This is a genomic window from Azospirillum lipoferum (assembly GCF_024170005.1).
Classification (GTDB): Bacteria; Pseudomonadota; Alphaproteobacteria; order Azospirillales; family Azospirillaceae; genus Azospirillum; species Azospirillum lipoferum.
Genome location: NZ_JALJXJ010000003.1, coordinates 105582 through 121986 on the forward strand (window position 1 = coordinate 105582; position 16405 = coordinate 121986).

Sequence of the window (16405 nt, forward strand, 5' to 3'; positions counted from 1 at the left end):
TTCAGACTTTGACAGCTTTCTATGACAGTGGGGTTGCCGCGGGGCGTTGCAACACCCCGCCCCGCGGCAATTACGCACCCCCTCAGTCCACCGACGTCAGCCCTCGGGCTCAGCCCGCCTGCTTCACCCGCATGTACCACTCGACCAGCCGGCGGACCTGCCGCTCGGTATAGCCGCGCGTCATCATGCGCGAGACGAACTCGGTGTGCTTCTTCTCGGTCTCGCCGTCCTTCTTCGAGCCGAAGCTGATCACCGGCAGCAAATCCTCGACCTGGCTGAACATCCGCTTCTCGATGACCTCGCGGATCTTCTCGTAGGAGGTCCAGGACGGGTTGCGGCCGGAGTTGGCGGCCCGCGCCCGAAGGGCGAATTTCACCACTTCGTTGCGGAAGTCCTTCGGGTTGGCAATGCCCGCCGGCTTCTCGATCTTGGTCAGCTCCTGGTTCAGCAATTCACGGTTCATCAACTGGCCGGTGTCGGGATCCTTGAAGTCCTGATCCTCGATCCAGGCGTCGGCATAGTCGACATAGCGGTCGAACAGGTTCTGGCCGTAATCGGAGTAGGATTCCAGATAGGCCTTCTGGATCTCGTTGCCGATGAACTCGGCATAGCGCGGGGCGAGTTCGGCCTTGATGAACTCGACGTACTTCTTCTCGGTCTCCTCGGGGAACTGCTCGCGCCGGATCGCCTGTTCCAGCACATACATCAGATGCACCGGGTCGGCCGAGATCTCCGTCGAGTCGTAGTTGAACGTCGAGGCGAGCACCTTGAAGGCGAACCGGGTGGAAATGCCGCCCATGCCCTCGTCGACGCCGGCCTGGTCCTTGTACTCCTGCATCGACTTGGCCTTGGGATCGGTCTCCTTGACGCTCTCGCCGTCATAGACCCGCATCTTGCTGTAGAAGCTGCTGTTGGGATGCTCGCGCAGGCGCGAGAGAACCGAGAAGCGGGCCAGCATCTCCAGCGTCGACGGCGCGCAGGGGGCGGTCGCCAGATCGGAGCCGCGGACCAGCTTGTCGTAGATCTTCTGCTCCTCCGCCACCCGCAGGCAGTAGGGAACCTTGATGACGCAGATGCGGTCGATGAAGGCTTCGTTGTTCTTGTTGTTCTTGAAGGTCTGCCACTCCGCCTCGTTGGAGTGGGCCAGGATCACGCCCTGGAAGGGAATGGCGCCGATATTCTCGGACCCGACATAGTTGCCCTCCTGCGTCGCGGTCAGCAGGGGGTGCAGCATCTTGATCGGCGCCTTGAACATCTCGACGAATTCCAGCATGCCCTGGGTCGCCCGGTTGAGGCCGCCGGAGAAGCTGTAGGCGTCGGGATCGTTCTGGCTATAGATCTCCAGCTTGCGGATGTCGACCTTGCCGACCAGCGACGAGATGTCCTGGTTGTTCTCGTCGCCCGGCTCGGTCTTGGTCACGCCGATCTGGCGCAGCTTGCTGGGGTGCAGCTTCACCACCTTGAAGCGGGTGATGTCGCCGCCGAATTCGTCGAGGCGCTTGACCGCCCACGGGCTCATCAGCCCGGTCAGGCGGCGCTTGGGGATGCCGAAGCGCTCCTCCAGCTCGTCGCCGATCTCGTCCGGGTTGAACAGGCCGAGCGGGCTTTCGAAGATCGGGCTGATCTCCTTGCCGGCCTTCAGGACATAGATCGGGCATTTCTCCACCAGCGACTTCAGCCGCTCCGCCAGCGACGACTTGCCGCCGCCGACCGGGCCCAGCAGGTAGAGGATCTGCTTGCGCTCTTCCAAGCCCTGCGCTGCGTGCCGGAAGAAGCCGACGATCCGTTCGATCGTCTCTTCCATGCCGTAGAACTCGGAGAAGGCGGGATAGACCTTGATGGTCCGGTTCATGAAGATGCGGCCCAGACGCGGGTCGCGGGCCGTGTCGACCACCTCCGGTTCGCCGATGGCGGCCAGGATGCGCTCGGAGGCGGAGGCGTAGGACATCGGATCGTCGCGGCACAGCTGGAGATAGTCCATCAGGGACATCTCGGTCTCGCGGCGGGTCTCGTAATTCTGCGTGTAGCGCGTGAACAGTTCGTCGGCCGGGAACATTCGTCGCTCCGTCTTATCTGGTCCGATGCGCCGGGACGCCGCCGGTGGCTGCGGCGGCAGGGCGCGGCGCATGCCGCGATCCAAGGGGCACTCCAGGGAAGGCGCGGACCTCAAGGGGTCCGCAGCTACCCCGCTCAGCGGTAGAAGCCAGCGGTCTGGTGTAAGGAACGGTCCTATGAAGGCCGGGAGCCGTCCGTCTTGCAACGCGGCGTCCCCCGAACGAGTCATTTTTGAATGTAATGCTCCACCTGGAGCTTTCCAGGCACTCAGGCTCCATAGCCGGAAAGCCCGCCATGGCGCCTGCGCTAGCCATAGGACCTAGGTCCCAAGGCCAGTGTGGGTGCATCGAGCGCACCTGCTCAACCCGTGCGCGTATCGGCCGCGCGTCCGGAAGGTTCGGCGAAAGGCGTGTGACGGTGTCGGCAGAAGACGGCGTGAAACCGGCGGCAATCATCGATGCCCGTCCGGTCGGGAAGAATTGCCCAGTGCGATGCGACCCTGTCGGGTTCCATCGGGCGTTCCTTGTCACGCCATCGGCCTCCTCAAGCAGACGCGCCGCCTCGACCAAGCACGGCGCAGGGATTTACCGTCGATGTTGCACTCCAAACCTTAACAATATCCAGTAAGGGGCATTGCTGTCTGCCGCAGTGTCGTCCACAAGCCCGCAACACCTCGCCCCAACACTTCCTCGAGATCATGTTGCGTCCCAATCGTCCTCATCAACAAGGCGGAAATTGGGTGGGGATGGGGCGCCAACGTGACGCGGTGGAGGGTTACCGCTCGATTGCCGAATTGTTTCAATGGCTTGGCAAGCTTGCCACGGAGTGGGAAATTTTAAGGACGGGTCCGCTGCCCCCTGCCCGCCACTGTCGGGAGGGGCAATCGCAGGCGGTAAACCGGACTTTCGCACAGCGGCTCAGGCCGGCTGCCCAGCCTTCAGCTCAATCGCCCTCAAGCCAATGCCCAACGCGTCGCGCAGGCTGGCGGGGGTGACCGGCTTGGCCAGCACCGCGTCGGCGCCGCTGTCCTGCGCCTGGGCCTTGCGGTCGTCATCGACGCGGCCGCTCATGAACAGGACCGGCAGGCTGCGCTGGCGAGAATCGGCGCTGGCGCGCAACGCACGGACGAAGCCGAAGCCATCCATCGGCTGCATTTCCACGTCGCACAGCACCAGATCGGGGGAATGGGCGGCGACGGCGGCGAGGCCCGATTCGCCGTCGGCGGCCTGATGCACGGCCTTGACGCCCAGCGTGCCCAGCATCTTCGCCAGCACCATGCGGGTGAAGGATTCGTCCTCGACCACCAGCACGGACAGGGCGTCGAACGGCGCCTCCGTCCTGCCTGCCGCAACACCCTCAGCCGACCGGTCAGACACCACGCCGCGCCCTTTCGCTTGAGCGACCCCTGGCGGACTGGCGCCGGCGGTCATTTCGTGACCGGACCTGTGTACGATGGCAACCAGAGCCACGCAAGATGTCCAAAAATATGAGGCTGCGGACTGCCCTGCCCCATTGCCCTGGATGAGCGGTTGCGCCGGCCCTCCGGCCCGCTTAGATGGAATGCATGAGCTTCCTCGATCATATCCGCGCGTGCAACGCGCACGACCTGTCCGGCTTCCGCCCGTTCGAACTGGACGGCCACACCGTGGGCTGGGTGCGCCATGCCCTGGCCGAGGCGCTGCCCGGGGTCGATCCCGGCTTCGTCGTCAGCGCCGACCGGCTGACCATCGCGCCCGAGATCCGGGATTTCGAGGCGCGTTCCACCCTGCTCGACCATGCCGCCGCCTATCTGGTGGAACAGGGCACGGTCAAGGCGTTGCGTGGCGAATATTATCCGATTCTGCCGCGCTGGGGGGCGGAGCCGTTGGCCCGGCTGGACCGCGCCGCCGTCGGCGCCTTCGGGATCGAGGCCTATGGCCTGCACATCAACGGCTTTGTCCGGGATGAGGCTGCCGGTAATGGGGCTGGAGGCCTTCTGTTGTGGGTCGGCCGCCGCGCCCGCGACCGCGAGGTGGCGCCGAGCCAGCTCGACAACCTGATCGCCGGCGGTCAGCCCATCGGCCTGACCCTGGCCGAAAACTTGGAAAAGGAAGCGGCGGAGGAGGCCGGGCTGGACTCCGAGACCGCGCGCCGCGCCGTGCCGGTCGGCGCCATCAGCTACACGATGGAGACGCCGGCCGGTCTGAAGCGCGACCGCCTGTTCGTCTATGACCTGGAGCTTCCGCCCGGCGTCACCCCCGTCAACACCGACGGCGAGGTGGAGTTCTTCGAACTCTGGCCGCTGGACAAGGTGGCTGAATCGGTGCGCGGCACCGGCGACTGGAAGTTCAACGTGAACTTGGTTGTGACCGATTTCCTGATCCGCCACGGCTGGCTGACCCCGGAAAACGACCCCGACTATCTGGAGATCGCCTGCGGCCTGCGGCGGTAGGCCCGGCCCCGGTTACAAAAAAGGCCCCACCCTCTTGCGGGAGCGGGGCCGTTTTCTTCCGGCCGCGGCGGCGCCCGGTCCCTTAGCCTGGTTACTGCGGCAGCGGCTGCGGGCTGTCGGCCAGCGAGCGCAGATAGGCGATGACGGCGGCGCGGTCGTCGTCCTTCTTCAGACCGGCGAAGGTCATCTTTGTTCCCGGGGCGTAGGCCTTCGGGTCGTAGAGGAACTTGTTCAGCTCGTCATAGCTCCAGCTGCCGCCGGTCTTCACCAGCGCATCGGAATAACCGAAGCCCTGCATGTGGCCCTTCGGGCCGCCGACGATGCCGTACAGGTTCGGGCCGACCTTGGCCGCACCGCCCTTGTCGAAGCTGTGGCAGGCGGCGCAGGCCTTGGCAACCTTCTGCCCGGCGTCCGGGCTGGCGGCGGCGAGCAGCGGCGCGATCGGCGCCGGACCGGTGGGAGCGGCACCCTTGTCGGCGGGCGCGCTGGCCCCCTCGGGCGTCGCGACGACATAGACGCTCTTTTCGAGCGACTTCGAATGAACCAGCACCTTGGACGCGAATCCCGCCAGCATCGCGATCAGCCCGGCCAGCAGCACGGCGCCGAAAATCTTGTTCCACTCCATGCTCATTGATGAGCCCCTTTGTTCCCTGTTTTCAGTACACTCGGCGTTTCTCCCGCCCGCGGCTGAACGCGCCGCGGTCACCATAGCCCGTGGTCCGAAGCTTGTCATAGCCCGGCGGACCGCGAAAAAAGGTCGCATACAAATTTGTCGCAGTCACCAACCACTTAATTTGCTTGCGCATTACGCTGCACCGCAAAACAGCGCGAATCGCGCTTTGTCGGCCCCCAGGCCGCCCCCAACGCCGCCCCCAACGCTGCCCCTTGACGCCGCCCCGGCGTCCGTGGTTCACCCGCGCCAGTTATGTCACGGATCCGTGATCTTACCGGAGCTTCCCCACCGGAGTCTTTGAGCCATGCCGACCAACGCCCCCGCCAGCCCTTCCGCCATTTCCCTCGGTGGCCGCTCCACCAACCCGGTCGTGGTGATTCCGGCGCGCATGGCCTCCGTCCGGCTGCCCGGCAAGCCGCTGGCCGACATCCTGGGCGCGCCGATGATCGTCCATGTGCTGCGCCGCGCCATGGAGGCGGAGATCGGCCCGGTGGTGGTCGCCTGCGCCGAACCGGAGATCGCCCGCGCCGTCGAGGCTGCCGGCGGCACCGCGGTGCTGACGCGCCCCGACCATCCCTCGGGATCCGACCGCATCTTCGAGGCGGTACAGCTGATCGACCCGGAGGGGCGGCACGACGCGGTGGTCAACGTGCAGGGTGACCTGCCGACCATCGAACCGGAAAGCGTGCGCGCCGCCTTCGCCCCGCTGACCGACCCGGAGGTCGACATCGCCACCCTGGTCGCCGAGATCACGCGGGAAGAGGAGCGGACCAACCCCAACGTGGTGAAGGCGGTGCTGGAGCTGCCGGCCGGGGCCCGCCAGGGCCGCGCGCTCTATTTCACCCGCGCCACCGCGCCGACCGGCGACGGGCCGCTCTATCATCACATCGGCCTCTACGCCTATCGCCGGGCGGCGCTGGAGCGTTTCGTGTCGCTGCCGCCGTCGGTGCTGGAGCAGCGCGAACGGCTGGAGCAGCTGCGCGCCCTGTCCAACGGCATGCGCATCGACGCGGCGGTCGTTGACGCGGTTCCGCTGGGTGTCGATACTCCCGCCGACCTGGAGCGCGCCTGCGCCCTGCTGTCCGGCCGCAAGGCGGCCGGCGCCTGATATATCAATCTCTTATTTAAGATCCGCCGGGGGAAACACCGCTCATGGGCACGTCCAACATCATCGCCTTCCAGGGCTTCCCCGGCGCCTATTCCGATCTGGCCTGCCGCAACGCGCGACCGACCATGACGACGATGCCCTGCGCCACCTTCGAGGACGCTTTCTCCGCCGTGCGCGAAGGCCGCGCCTCGCTGGCGATGATCCCGGTGGAGAACTCCATCGCCGGCCGCGTCGCCGACAACCACTATCTGCTGCCCGAAGGCGGCCTGCATATCATCGGCGAGCATTTCCAGCGGGTGAACCACCAGTTGCTGGCACCGAAGGGCGCCACGCTGGACAGCATCCAGACGGTGCGCAGCCACATCCAGGCGCTGTCGCAGTGCCAGACCGCCATCCGCAGCCTGGGTTTGCAGGCGATCAATCACGCCGACACGGCGGGGGCCGCGAAGGAGATCGCGGCGATGAACGACCCGCGTCATGCCGCCATCGCCTCCTCGCTGGCCGCCGAGATCTACGGGCTGGACATCCTGAAGAGCGGGATTGAGGACGCCACCCACAACACCACCCGCTTCCTGATCCTGGCGCGCGAGCCGAAGCTGCCGGCGCTGGGGTCCTGCAAGACGATCACCACCTTCGTCTTCCGCGTCCGCAGCGTGCCGGCCGCGCTGTACAAGGCGCTGGGCGGCTTCGCCACCAACGGCATCAACATGACCAAGCTGGAAAGCTACATGGTCGGCGGCCACTTCACCCAGACCCAGTTCTACGCCGACGTCGAGGGCCACCCGGACGAACGTCCCCTGCGCCTCGCCCTGGAGGAGCTGGACTTCTTCGCCCGCGAGGTGAAGATCCTGGGCGTCTATCCGGCCAACCCCTTCCGCTATCAGGAAAGCCAACTCGTCGGCGAGGACTGAATCCCTCCCGCAACGCCGCAAGTCTTTTCGCAGTTGCCATAAGTCGCGCGTCATTCCGCCGCAGTGACGCGACTTAGCCATGGTCGCGAGCGGTCAGCGCTGGGCAAGATTAGCAGAAATTGTTATACAGAAAAGGCCGGCAGAGACCGGCTCCACAATTTTTCGACGACTGGAGTGTGATCGGTTCAAGCGGAATCGCTTGAAGCGTGAATCACACGGAAAACTAAAAGCTTAGAGTCTGTCTGGTGCTTCAATAAGCACCAGACAGACTCTAAAAAACCACGGCGGCTGACGGGTGAAAACCCCGCCGACGGCCATGGCGCCACGGATGGAGGTTGCCATGCTCACGATGGAAGATTGTTTGGGGTTGGCCAATCTGGAGGCGGAGGAGGTGGCGCAGATCGCCGCCCACGAACATCTCCCCTTCATGACCGCCCTGGAAAAGGGCGCCTCGCTTCTGCACGAGCCCTGGGGTGACGCCGCCGTCCGCCAGATGGTGTGGGACAATCTGTGCAGCGCCAGCCTCCGCCGCCCGGCCGAAGCGGCGTCCCTGATGGCGCTCTACAACGACACCTGCACCCGCCACCCCAACCCCTTCGACCGCCGCCGTTCGCCTACGCGCGTGGCGGGACCGCATCGGCGGCATTAGGGGAGGCGATCATCCCTCCGCCATCCATTCCCGGATCAGGCGATGGGCGATCGAATCGCGGCGGGCAAGGCGGAAGGTCTCGTCCGGGGTGTGGGTGCGCAGGAAATCGCGGTCGAACCAGCGGGCGCTTTCCAGCTCGTCGTTGCCGGTGTCGATATCGAAGCTGGTGGCCCGCGCAGTGAAGCCCAGCATCAGCGAGGAGGGGAAGGGCCAGGGCTGCGACGAGCGGTACTGGATGTCCGTCACGGTCAACCCGACCTCCTCGAACACCTCGCGGGCGACGGTGTCCTCCAGGCTTTCGCCCGGCTCGACGAAGCCGGCCAGCACCGAATGCATGCCGGGCGGGAAGCGGCTCTGCCGGCCGAGGACGGCCCGGTCGCCGCCGTCATGAACCAGCATGATCACCGCCGGGTCGGTCCGGGGGAAATGGTGGGTGGCGCAGTCGGGGTTGGTGCAGAGACGCACATGCCCGCCCTCCGCCGTCGCCGCCGGAGAGCCGCAGACGCCGCAGAAACGGTGGCGGGCGTTCCACCACACCATGCCGCGGGCATAGGCGCACAACGCCGCCTCCCCCTCCGGCATCAGCGGCCCGGTGACGCGCAGATCCTCGAAACGGCCATGGCCGCGCAATGCCGGGAGCGCGTCCGGATCCTCGACCATCGACAGGTCGACCGTGAAAACGGGCGTGCCGTCCATCAGACCGAGAAAGATCGGCACCGCGTCCAGCCCTTCCGTCGGCAGCAGGACGGCGCGCGGCGCATCCTCCGGTCCGGCGACGAAGCTTTTGGTCTGCCAGACCGGCAGAACGCGGGAGGCGGGGGCGAGCCAGGCCTCCGTCAGCCAATCCTCGTCCTTGCGGCGGAGAGAGGCGCGGTCGATCGGCGTGGCGGCGTAGATGTTGGGTCGGTTCATCATGGCCGGTCGAGGCTGCCACAGGACGCGTCGGGCGGAAAGCCCTCCCGGCGGATGACCTGCCCGGCGGAAAACCGGGACCTCTCCTCAAGCAGAGCCGGGGCGCTTTCGGGTTTCCGCAGCGGACTCGCGCCGTTAGGATGCGGCACCTGATATCGACAAGAGCCTCAAGGAGCGACCATGACCGAACCCTGCCCCGCCCCGATGGTGGCGCTCGCCCAGCGGTTGGCCGACTCCAGCGGCAGCGTGGTCCGCCGCTATTTCCGCACCCCCGTCGCCATCGACGACAAGGCCGACGCCTCGCCGGTCACCATCGCCGACCGCGAGGCGGAGCATGTCATCCGCACCATCATCGAAAGCCAGCGCCCCGACGACGGCATCTATGGCGAGGAGCATGGCACCAAGAACCTGGACGCCGAATGGGTCTGGGTGATCGACCCCATCGACGGCACCAAGTCCTTCATCACCGGCAGGCCGATCTTCGGCACGCTGATCGCCCTGCTGCACCATGGCCGCCCGGTGATGGGCATCATCGACCAGCCCATCGTCGGCGACCGCTGGATCGGTGTCGAAGGGCGGCCGACCACGCACAACGGCCAGCCGGTGCGCGTCCGCCCCTGCCCCGGTGGGCTGGGTGCCGCCATGTTCGGCACCACCTCGCCCGACCTGTTCCCCGGCAGCGATTACGAGGCCTACCGCCGCGTCGCCGCCAAGGTGAAGACGGCATCCTATGGCGGCGACTGCTACACCTACGGGCTGCTGGCGTCCGGCTATTACGACCTCGTCGTCGAGTCGGGGCTGAAGCTGTACGATTTCGCGGCGCTGGTGCCGGTGGTGACTGGGGCCGGCGGACTGATGACGGATTGGGAGGGCAAGCCGCTCGACGCCAACTCCAGCGGCCGGGTGATCGCCGCCGGCGACCCGCAGACCCACCAGGACGCCATGAAGGCGCTGGCCGGCTGATACACTGACCAAAACGCCTGTTCGGATATCGAAATGATCGCCATCGCCCCGCCCACCCGTTCCGTCTTCGAAACCTCGCCCGAAAAGCTTCGTCCCTTTCTGGAAGGTCTGGCGGCGCGAGTGTCGGCGGGGTCGAACTGGCTGGTACGCAAGAAGACCGTCTGCGACCTGCTGCTGGGGCTCGACGCCTTCTTCGCCCTGCCCGCCGCCGAGCGGCAGGCCCTGATGACCGATGGCGCCACCCCGGCGGACAGTGCGGACGTGAAGGGTGGACCGGAGGATTTCCGCAGGGTCCTGCCGATCTATGTCGGTGCGATCCTGGAGCGTCTGGCGGAAACAGCCGTTTCGGTTCCGGAACAGGCGGCAATCTATCTGTTGTCGATCCATCCCGAACATCAGGCGGCGGCGGAGGCCTGGATGCTGGCCGACCCGCGCAACGGGAAGTCGGTGCGCAAGCTGATGCGGACCGATCGCCGCTATCGTCAGTTGATGGACCGCATGGCCGACCACTGGCGCACGGTGCGAAGCAACTGACTCCAAAACGGAATTGCGCTTGACCGGAGAGCGGGCGTGGCAATCTAACCAAGATGCCCGCTCCCGATACAGGACCGCCGATGCGCCGCCTTCTCGCCATTGCCGCCACGATCCTGACCCTGTCCGCGCCGGCGCTCCTGGCACCGGCCCAGGCGGCCACCCGGACCGTGACCGCGCTGAAGCAGTTCGGGGAGCCACAGTTCAAGCCCGGCTTCACCCATTTCCCCCACGTCAATCCCGACGCGCCGAAGGGCGGCTCGGTCGGGCTGGCCGAATCGCAGCCGGGGACTTACGACAGCCTGAACACGCTGATCCTGCGCGGGGTGCGGCCGCGTACGCTGGGGCTGATCTCCGACACGCTGATGGTCGGATCCGGCTGGGAACTCGACGCCGCCTATGCCCACATGGCGGAGAGTGTCGAGCTGCCCGATGATTACGGCTGGGCCGTCTTCACGCTGCGCCAGGGCGCCCGGTGGCATGACGGCACGCCGATCACCAGCGCCGACGTGGTCTTCACCTGGGACACCATCCAGGCCCATGGCGCCCCCTTCATCAAGTCCTTCCTCGACCACATCGCCAAGGTGGAGGCGCTGGACGACCGCCGCTTCAGGATCACCCTGACCGGCACGGGGGAGATCAAGCCGATCATCGACTTCGCCACCACCTTCTCCCCCCAGCCCAAGCACTGGTGGACGTCGAACGGTCGCGACATCTCCAAGACGACGCTGGAGCCTGTGCTGGGCAGCGGCCCCTACCGGATCAAGACGGTCGATGCCGGCCGCTCCATCACCTATGAGCGGGTCGCCGACTGGTGGGCGAAGGATCTACCGACCGCGCGCGGCTTCTACAATTTCGATACGGTGAAGGACGACTTCTACCGTGATGACGACGTGATGTTCGAGGCGTTCAAGGCCGGCGCCTACGACTTCCGCGGCGAATACCGGGCGCAGCGCTGGACCACCGGTTACGATTTTCCCGCCGCCAGGGATGGCCGCGTCCAGAAGCTGGAGGTGCCGAGCGAACTGCCGCTGGGCGCCCAGGGCTTCCGCCTGAACACCCGCCGCGACAAGTTCGCCGACCCGCGCGTGCGCGAGGCGCTGGCCCTGCTGTTCGATTTCGACTGGATCCAGAAGAACATCCTGTACGGCCAGTACAAGCGGACGCTCAGCAACTTCCCCAATTCCGATTTCGGCGCCAAGGGTCCGCCAAGCCCGGCGGAGCTGGCCCTGCTGGAACCTTTCAAGGCACAGCTGTCCGACCGCTTGCTGACCCAGCCCTTCACCCTGCCGACCACCGACGGCAGTGGCAACAACCGCGCCCAGGTGCGCGAGGCGACGCGCCTGTTCAAGGAAGCCGGCTGGGAGACCCGCAACGGCAAGCTGACCAACGGGAAGACCGGCGAGGTGATGGCGGTCGAGTTCCTCGACGGCACCGGCGCGCTGACCCGCGTCACCCAGCCCTACATCGAGACCCTGCGCCGCGTCGGCATCGACGCCACCATGCGCCTCGTCGACACCGCCCAGTATCAGGCGCGGCTGGACGAATTCGATTTCGACGCCACCGTCGTCAATCTCGCCTTCTTCACCCCGCCGGGCACCGAACTGCGCAGCTATTTCGGCTCCGCCGCCGCCGGCATCAAGGGATCGGCGAACTATTCCGGCATCCATGACCCGGTGGCCGACGCGCTGATCGAGAAGGCGCTGACCGCCAAGGACCTCGACTCGGTGCAGGCCGCCACCCGTGCGCTCGACCGCGTGCTGCTGTGGGGCTTCTACATGGTGCCGCAATGGCACAACCCCGAAAGCTGGGTCGCCCACAAGGCGTGGCTGGCCCATCCCGCGGTCTGGCCGAAATACGACCAGGACTATCGCAGCACCAATTTCCCGGCGACCTGGTGGGTCGATCCGGCAAAGAAAGGGGCGCAGCCTTGATGACGCCCCATTGCGGGGCTAACTCCATCAGGCTGAACGCTTTTCGAGAAAACAGGCGAGGGAGGGGATCGGGCATGACGGGTCGGATACGCTGGCTGGGCACCGGTATGGCGGCGGCAGTGATGATGGCGGTGGTGGGGCTTCCGCTGCTCGCGTCCCCGCTCGCGGCTCAGACCCAGGGCAGCCACGCCCTGTCCCTGCACGGCAAGCCGAAATACGGGCCTGACTTCCAGCATCTCGACTATGTCAATCCCGACGCCCCGAAGGGCGGCGAGGTCAAGATGATGGCCTTCGGCAGCTTCGACAATCTCAACCCCTTCATCCTGCGCGGACAGGCCGCCGCCGGCTCCAGTCTGCCGTTCGAGACGCTGACCACCAGCAACGGCGACGAGGCGGGGATCACCGAATACGGCCTGCTGGCCGAAAGCATCGAGGTCGCTCCCGACCGTACCTGGGTCGCCTTCACCCTGCGGCCGCAGGCCCGCTTCCACGACGGCCAGCCGGTCACGGCCGACGACGTGATCTGGAGCTTCGACACGCTGAAGGAAAAGGGCCACCCGCTCTACCGCACCTATTACGCCGACGTGGTGAAGGCGGAGAAGACCGGCGAGCGGACGGTCAAATTCTCGTTCCGAGATGGCAACAATCCCGAACTGCCGGTCATCATGGGCCAGCTGCCGGTGCTGCCCAAGCATGCCTTCGCCAACCGCGATTTCGCCACCACGACTCTGGAACCGCTGATCGGCAGCGGTCCCTACAAGGTGGTCGACGTCCAGCCCGGCCGCGCCATCATCCTTGAACGGGTAAAGGACTGGTGGGCGAAGGATCTGCCGATCAACCGTGGCCGCTACAATTTCGACCGCATCCGCTTCGACTATTACCGCGACCTCGACGTGGCGTTCGAGGCGTTCAAGGCCGGCGCCTTTGATTTCCGGCTGGAGAACTCGTCGAAGAACTGGGTCACCGGCTACAATGTCCCGGCGGTGCAGAACGGCCAGATCATCAAGGAGGAGATCAAGCACGAAGACCCGCAGGGCATGCAAGCCTTCGTCTTCAACATCCGCCGCCCGATCTTCCAGGACCGCCGCGTGCGCGAAGCGCTGAATTACCTGTTCGACTATGAATGGACGCGCGCCAACCTGTCCTACGGCCTCTATCAGCGCACCAAAAGCTATTTCGCCAACACCGAACTGGCGGCCACCGGCCTGCCCTCCCCCGCCGAACTGAAGCTGCTGGAACCCTTCCGCGGCCAGATCCCGGACGAGGTGTTCACCAAGCCCTTCGAGCCGCCGAAGACCGACGCCAGCGGCAACATCCGCGGCAACCTGCGCACGGCACTCGGCCTGCTGAAGGAGGCCGGCTGGGATCTGAAGAACGGCAAGCTGACCAATGCGCAAGGCCAGACCTTCCGCTTCGAGATCCTGCTGGTCCAAGCCGATATGGAACGCATCGTCCAGCCCTTCGTCCGCAATCTGGAGCGCGCCGGGATCGAGGCGCAGATCCGCGTGATCGACAGTGCGCAGTACCAGAACCGCACAGATAATTTCGATTACGATATGATCATAGAGCGGTTCCCGCAGTCGTTGTCGCCCGGCAACGAACAGCGCGATTACTGGGAATCCTCGCGCGCCGACCAGCCCGGCAGCCGCAACAGCATCGGCATCAAGAACCCGGCGGTCGACAAGCTGGTGGAGACTCTGATCGCCGCCCCCGACCGCGAGGCGCTGATCACCGCCACCCGCGCGCTGGACCGCGTGCTGTTGTGGAACTGGTACGTCATTCCGCACTGGTACGACAACGTCTACCGCGTCGCCTATTGGAACCGTTTCTCCCATCCGGCGGTTGCCCCGAAATACGGCTTGGGCTTCTCGGACAGCTGGTGGGTCGATGCGGACAAGAACGCCAAGCTGGCCAACAGCCCACGCCGCACGGGACCCTGAACTATAGTCTGGTCTGAGCTGTCGTATCCTTGAAGACTGCCACCTGAAGATTTGGGGAGGGTCGGGACACCCGCGATGCTGGCCTACATCATCCGCCGCCTGTTGCTGATCATCCCCACCCTGTTCGGGATCATGGTGATCAATTTCCTGATCGTGCAGATCGCCCCCGGCGGCCCGATCGAGCAGATGATCGCCCGCGTCCAGGGCACGGCGGTGGAGGCGACGTCGCGCATCGGCGGCAGCGCCGGCGGCGACGCCAATGCCGCCGCCCAGCGCCAGAACCAGACCGGCGGCGACAGCGGCGGCAAATATCGCGGCGCCCAGGGGCTGGACCCCGCCTTCATCAAGCAGCTGGAGAAGGAGTTCGGCTTCGACAAGCCGCTGCACGAACGCTTCATCCACATGATGTCGAACTACATCGTGTTCGATTTCGGCACCAGCTACTTCCGTGACCGCCGCGTGGTCGATCTGGTTCTGGAAAAGATGCCGGTGTCGATCTCGCTCGGTGTCTGGACGACGCTGATCGTCTATCTGGTCTCCATCCCGCTCGGCATCGCCAAGGCGGTGCGCGACGGCCAGCCCTTCGACGTCTGGACCTCCGGCGTGGTCATCGTCGGCTATGCCATCCCCAGTTTCCTGTTCGCGGTGCTGCTGATCGTGGTGTTCGCCGGCGGGCGCTATCTCGACTGGTTTCCCCTCCGCGGACTGGTCTCCGACAATTGGGGCAGCCTGCCCTGGTACAAACAGGTGCTCGACTATTTCTGGCACATGGCGCTGCCGGTGCTGTCGATGGTGATCGGCGGCTTCGCCGGCCTGACCATGCTGACCAAGAATTCCTTCATGGAGGAGATCGGCAAGCAGTACGTCATCACCGCGCGGGCCAAGGGCCTGACGGAGAACCGCGTGCTGTACGGCCATGTCTTCCGCAACGCCATGCTGATCGTCATCGCCGGTTTCCCCGGCGCCTTCATCGGCATCCTGTTCACCGGCGCCATGCTGATCGAGGTGATCTTCTCGCTCGACGGGCTGGGGCTGCTCGGCTTCGAGGCGGCGATCAACCGCGACTATCCGGTGATGTTCGGCACGCTCTATTTCTTCACGCTGCTGGGGCTGATCATGAATCTGGTCGGCGACATCACCTATGTGATGGTCGATCCCCGCATCGACTTCGAATCGCGGAGGGTGTGATGACTCCGCTGACCCGGCGCCGGCTGGCCAACTTCAAGGCGAACCGCCGCGGCTTCTGGTCCTTCTGGATCTTCCTGGTGCTGTTCGTCGTCTCGCTGGGGGCGGAGTTCATCGCCAACGACAAGCCGCTGCTGATCCGCTACGAGGAGCAGTATTACTGGCCGGTCTTCCACACCTATCCCGAGACCACCTTCGGCGGCGAGTTCGAGACCGAGACCGATTACCGCGACGCTTACGTCCGCGACCTGATCAACGGCAAGGGCTGGATGGTCTGGCCGCCGATCCCCTACAGCTACCGCACCATCAACTACAATCTGCCGGTCCCCGCCCCGGCCCCGCCGTCGGCCGACAACTGGCTGGGCACCGACGACCAGGGGCGCGACGTGGTGGCGCGGCTGATCTACGGCTTCCGCATCTCGGTGCTGTTCGGGCTGGTGCTGACCGCCTTCTCCTCGGTGATCGGCGTGGCGGCCGGCGCGGTCCAGGGCTATTTCGGCGGGCTGACCGACCTGCTGTTTCAGCGCTTCATCGAGATCTGGCAGGGGCTGCCCACTCTGTTCCTCCTCATCATCCTGGCCAGCGTGGTGACGCCGACCTTCTGGTGGCTCTTGGGCCTGCTGCTGCTGTTCTCGTGGACCTCGCTCGTCCATGTGGTGCGGGCGGAGTTCCTGCGGGCGCGCAACCTCGACTATGTGCGCGCGGCCAAGGCGCTGGGCGCTGGCGACGTCACCATCATGGTGCGCCATGTGCTGCCCAACGCCATGGTGGCGACGCTGACCTTCATGCCCTTCATCCTGAACGGCTCGATCACCACCCTGACGGCACTGGACTTCCTCGGCTTCGGCCTGCCGCCCGGCTCGCCGTCGCTGGGCGAGCTGCTGGCCCAGGGCAAGGCCAACCTCCAGGCGCCCTGGCTCGGCCTGACCGCCTTCTTCGTGCTGGCGATCATGCTGAGCCTGCTGATCTTCATCGGCGAGGCGGTGCGCGACGCCTTCGACCCGCGCAAGACCATCGCCCAGATGTCCACCGCGCTTCCCGGCGAGGCCGCCGCGGCGACCGCCGCGCGCAAGGAGGCGGCGGAGTGACGACGACCGTGAGACGATGACGACC

The 16405-nt window shown here is 65.8% G+C and carries 14 protein-coding genes; 10 read left to right on the plus strand and 4 right to left on the minus strand.

Going from position 1 to position 16405, the window contains the following annotated elements; all coding sequences use genetic code 11:
• Positions 1 to 109: 109 nt before the first annotated feature.
• Together J2848_RS07950 and J2848_RS07955 are read right to left on the minus strand one after the other, a co-directional pair.
• Positions 110 to 2056, minus strand: a complete 1947-nt coding sequence (locus J2848_RS07950; RefSeq protein ID WP_149229528.1) for a PrkA family serine protein kinase — start codon at positions 2054 to 2056, stop codon at positions 110 to 112.
• A gap of 916 nt (positions 2057 to 2972) precedes the next feature.
• A complete protein-coding gene (locus J2848_RS07955; RefSeq protein WP_246193621.1) occupies positions 2973 to 3434 on the minus strand; it encodes a response regulator in 462 nt (153 codons plus the stop codon).
• A 185-nt stretch (positions 3435 to 3619) separates the two neighbouring features.
• Between J2848_RS07955 and J2848_RS07960 the strand changes: the two genes are divergently transcribed.
• Positions 3620 to 4486 (plus strand): NUDIX hydrolase, encoded by an 867-nt coding sequence (locus J2848_RS07960; RefSeq protein WP_149229526.1) that lies wholly within the window; start codon positions 3620 to 3622, stop codon positions 4484 to 4486.
• Positions 4487 to 4577: 91 nt separating this feature from the next.
• Here the strand turns inward: J2848_RS07960 and J2848_RS07965 are convergent, their stop codons facing one another.
• Positions 4578 to 5117, minus strand: coding sequence for a c-type cytochrome (locus tag J2848_RS07965; RefSeq protein WP_149229525.1), 540 nt, complete (start codon positions 5115 to 5117; stop codon positions 4578 to 4580).
• A gap of 346 nt (positions 5118 to 5463) precedes the next feature.
• Here J2848_RS07965 and J2848_RS07970 point away from each other — a divergent pair, with 346 nt between their 5' ends.
• The 3 genes from J2848_RS07970 to J2848_RS07980 all read left to right on the plus strand — a co-directional run bounded on the left by J2848_RS07970 (position 5464) and on the right by J2848_RS07980 (position 7827).
• A complete protein-coding gene (locus J2848_RS07970) occupies positions 5464 to 6267 on the plus strand; it encodes a 3-deoxy-manno-octulosonate cytidylyltransferase (protein ID WP_149229524.1) in 804 nt (267 codons plus the stop codon).
• A 44-nt stretch (positions 6268 to 6311) separates the two neighbouring features.
• Entirely contained in the window at positions 6312 to 7178 is an 867-nt protein-coding gene (locus tag J2848_RS07975) for a prephenate dehydratase (protein ID WP_149229523.1), read from the plus strand.
• A 340-nt stretch (positions 7179 to 7518) separates the two neighbouring features.
• Positions 7519 to 7827, plus strand: coding sequence for a hypothetical protein (locus J2848_RS07980; RefSeq protein ID WP_149229522.1), 309 nt, complete (start codon positions 7519 to 7521; stop codon positions 7825 to 7827).
• Between the two features lie 9 nt (positions 7828 to 7836).
• Here J2848_RS07980 and nudC read toward each other — a convergent pair whose 3' ends face one another.
• Complete coding sequence (nudC, locus tag J2848_RS07985) at positions 7837 to 8742, minus strand: NAD(+) diphosphatase (RefSeq protein ID WP_149229521.1); 906 nt, start codon at positions 8740 to 8742, stop codon at positions 7837 to 7839.
• Positions 8743 to 8919: 177 nt separating this feature from the next.
• On the opposite strand from nudC, the gene hisN reads away from it, so the two are divergent.
• From hisN to J2848_RS08015, 6 genes are all read left to right on the plus strand, one after another.
• Positions 8920 to 9702, plus strand: a complete 783-nt coding sequence (gene hisN / locus J2848_RS07990; RefSeq protein ID WP_149229520.1) for a histidinol-phosphatase — start codon at positions 8920 to 8922, stop codon at positions 9700 to 9702.
• A 33-nt stretch (positions 9703 to 9735) separates the two neighbouring features.
• Positions 9736 to 10236 carry a hypothetical protein gene (locus tag J2848_RS07995; RefSeq protein ID WP_149229519.1) on the plus strand — a complete coding sequence of 167 codons (501 nt, stop codon included), beginning with the start codon at positions 9736 to 9738 and terminating at the stop codon, positions 10234 to 10236.
• 80 nt (positions 10237 to 10316) lie between these two features.
• Positions 10317 to 12167, plus strand: coding sequence for an extracellular solute-binding protein (locus J2848_RS08000; protein WP_149229518.1), 1851 nt, complete (start codon positions 10317 to 10319; stop codon positions 12165 to 12167).
• Between the two features lie 74 nt (positions 12168 to 12241).
• A complete protein-coding gene (locus J2848_RS08005; RefSeq protein WP_149229517.1) occupies positions 12242 to 14107 on the plus strand; it encodes an extracellular solute-binding protein in 1866 nt (621 codons plus the stop codon).
• Between the two features lie 75 nt (positions 14108 to 14182).
• Entirely contained in the window at positions 14183 to 15295 is a 1113-nt protein-coding gene (locus tag J2848_RS08010; protein ID WP_149229516.1) for a microcin C ABC transporter permease YejB, read from the plus strand.
• Positions 15295 to 16380: an ABC transporter permease gene (locus J2848_RS08015; protein ID WP_149229515.1), complete on the plus strand. Its 1086-nt coding sequence runs from the start codon at positions 15295 to 15297 to the stop codon at positions 16378 to 16380. The genes J2848_RS08010 and J2848_RS08015 overlap by 1 nt, the downstream gene beginning before the upstream one ends.
• Positions 16381 to 16405: the final 25 nt, after the last annotated feature.

What these genes read in the sequence shown, in the direction of transcription:
- J2848_RS07965 (WP_149229525.1), bottom strand. Translation starts at nt 5,117, where the DNA reads ATGAGCATGGAGTGGAACAAGATTTTCGGCGCCGTGCTGCTGGCCGGG.
- J2848_RS08015 (WP_149229515.1), top strand. Translation starts at nt 15,295, where the DNA reads ATGACTCCGCTGACCCGGCGCCGGCTGGCCAACTTCAAGGCGAACCGC.
- J2848_RS08000 (WP_149229518.1), top strand. Translation starts at nt 10,317, where the DNA reads ATGCGCCGCCTTCTCGCCATTGCCGCCACGATCCTGACCCTGTCCGCG.
- J2848_RS07975 (WP_149229523.1), top strand. Translation starts at nt 6,312, where the DNA reads ATGGGCACGTCCAACATCATCGCCTTCCAGGGCTTCCCCGGCGCCTAT.
- J2848_RS07960 (WP_149229526.1), top strand. Translation starts at nt 3,620, where the DNA reads ATGAGCTTCCTCGATCATATCCGCGCGTGCAACGCGCACGACCTGTCC.
- J2848_RS07980 (WP_149229522.1), top strand. Translation starts at nt 7,519, where the DNA reads ATGCTCACGATGGAAGATTGTTTGGGGTTGGCCAATCTGGAGGCGGAG.
- hisN (WP_149229520.1), top strand. Translation starts at nt 8,920, where the DNA reads ATGACCGAACCCTGCCCCGCCCCGATGGTGGCGCTCGCCCAGCGGTTG.
- nudC (WP_149229521.1), bottom strand. Translation starts at nt 8,742, where the DNA reads ATGATGAACCGACCCAACATCTACGCCGCCACGCCGATCGACCGCGCC.
- J2848_RS07970 (WP_149229524.1), top strand. Translation starts at nt 5,464, where the DNA reads ATGCCGACCAACGCCCCCGCCAGCCCTTCCGCCATTTCCCTCGGTGGC.
- J2848_RS08005 (WP_149229517.1), top strand. Translation starts at nt 12,242, where the DNA reads ATGACGGGTCGGATACGCTGGCTGGGCACCGGTATGGCGGCGGCAGTG.
- J2848_RS08010 (WP_149229516.1), top strand. Translation starts at nt 14,183, where the DNA reads ATGCTGGCCTACATCATCCGCCGCCTGTTGCTGATCATCCCCACCCTG.
- J2848_RS07995 (WP_149229519.1), top strand. Translation starts at nt 9,736, where the DNA reads ATGATCGCCATCGCCCCGCCCACCCGTTCCGTCTTCGAAACCTCGCCC.
- J2848_RS07950 (WP_149229528.1), bottom strand. Translation starts at nt 2,056, where the DNA reads ATGTTCCCGGCCGACGAACTGTTCACGCGCTACACGCAGAATTACGAG.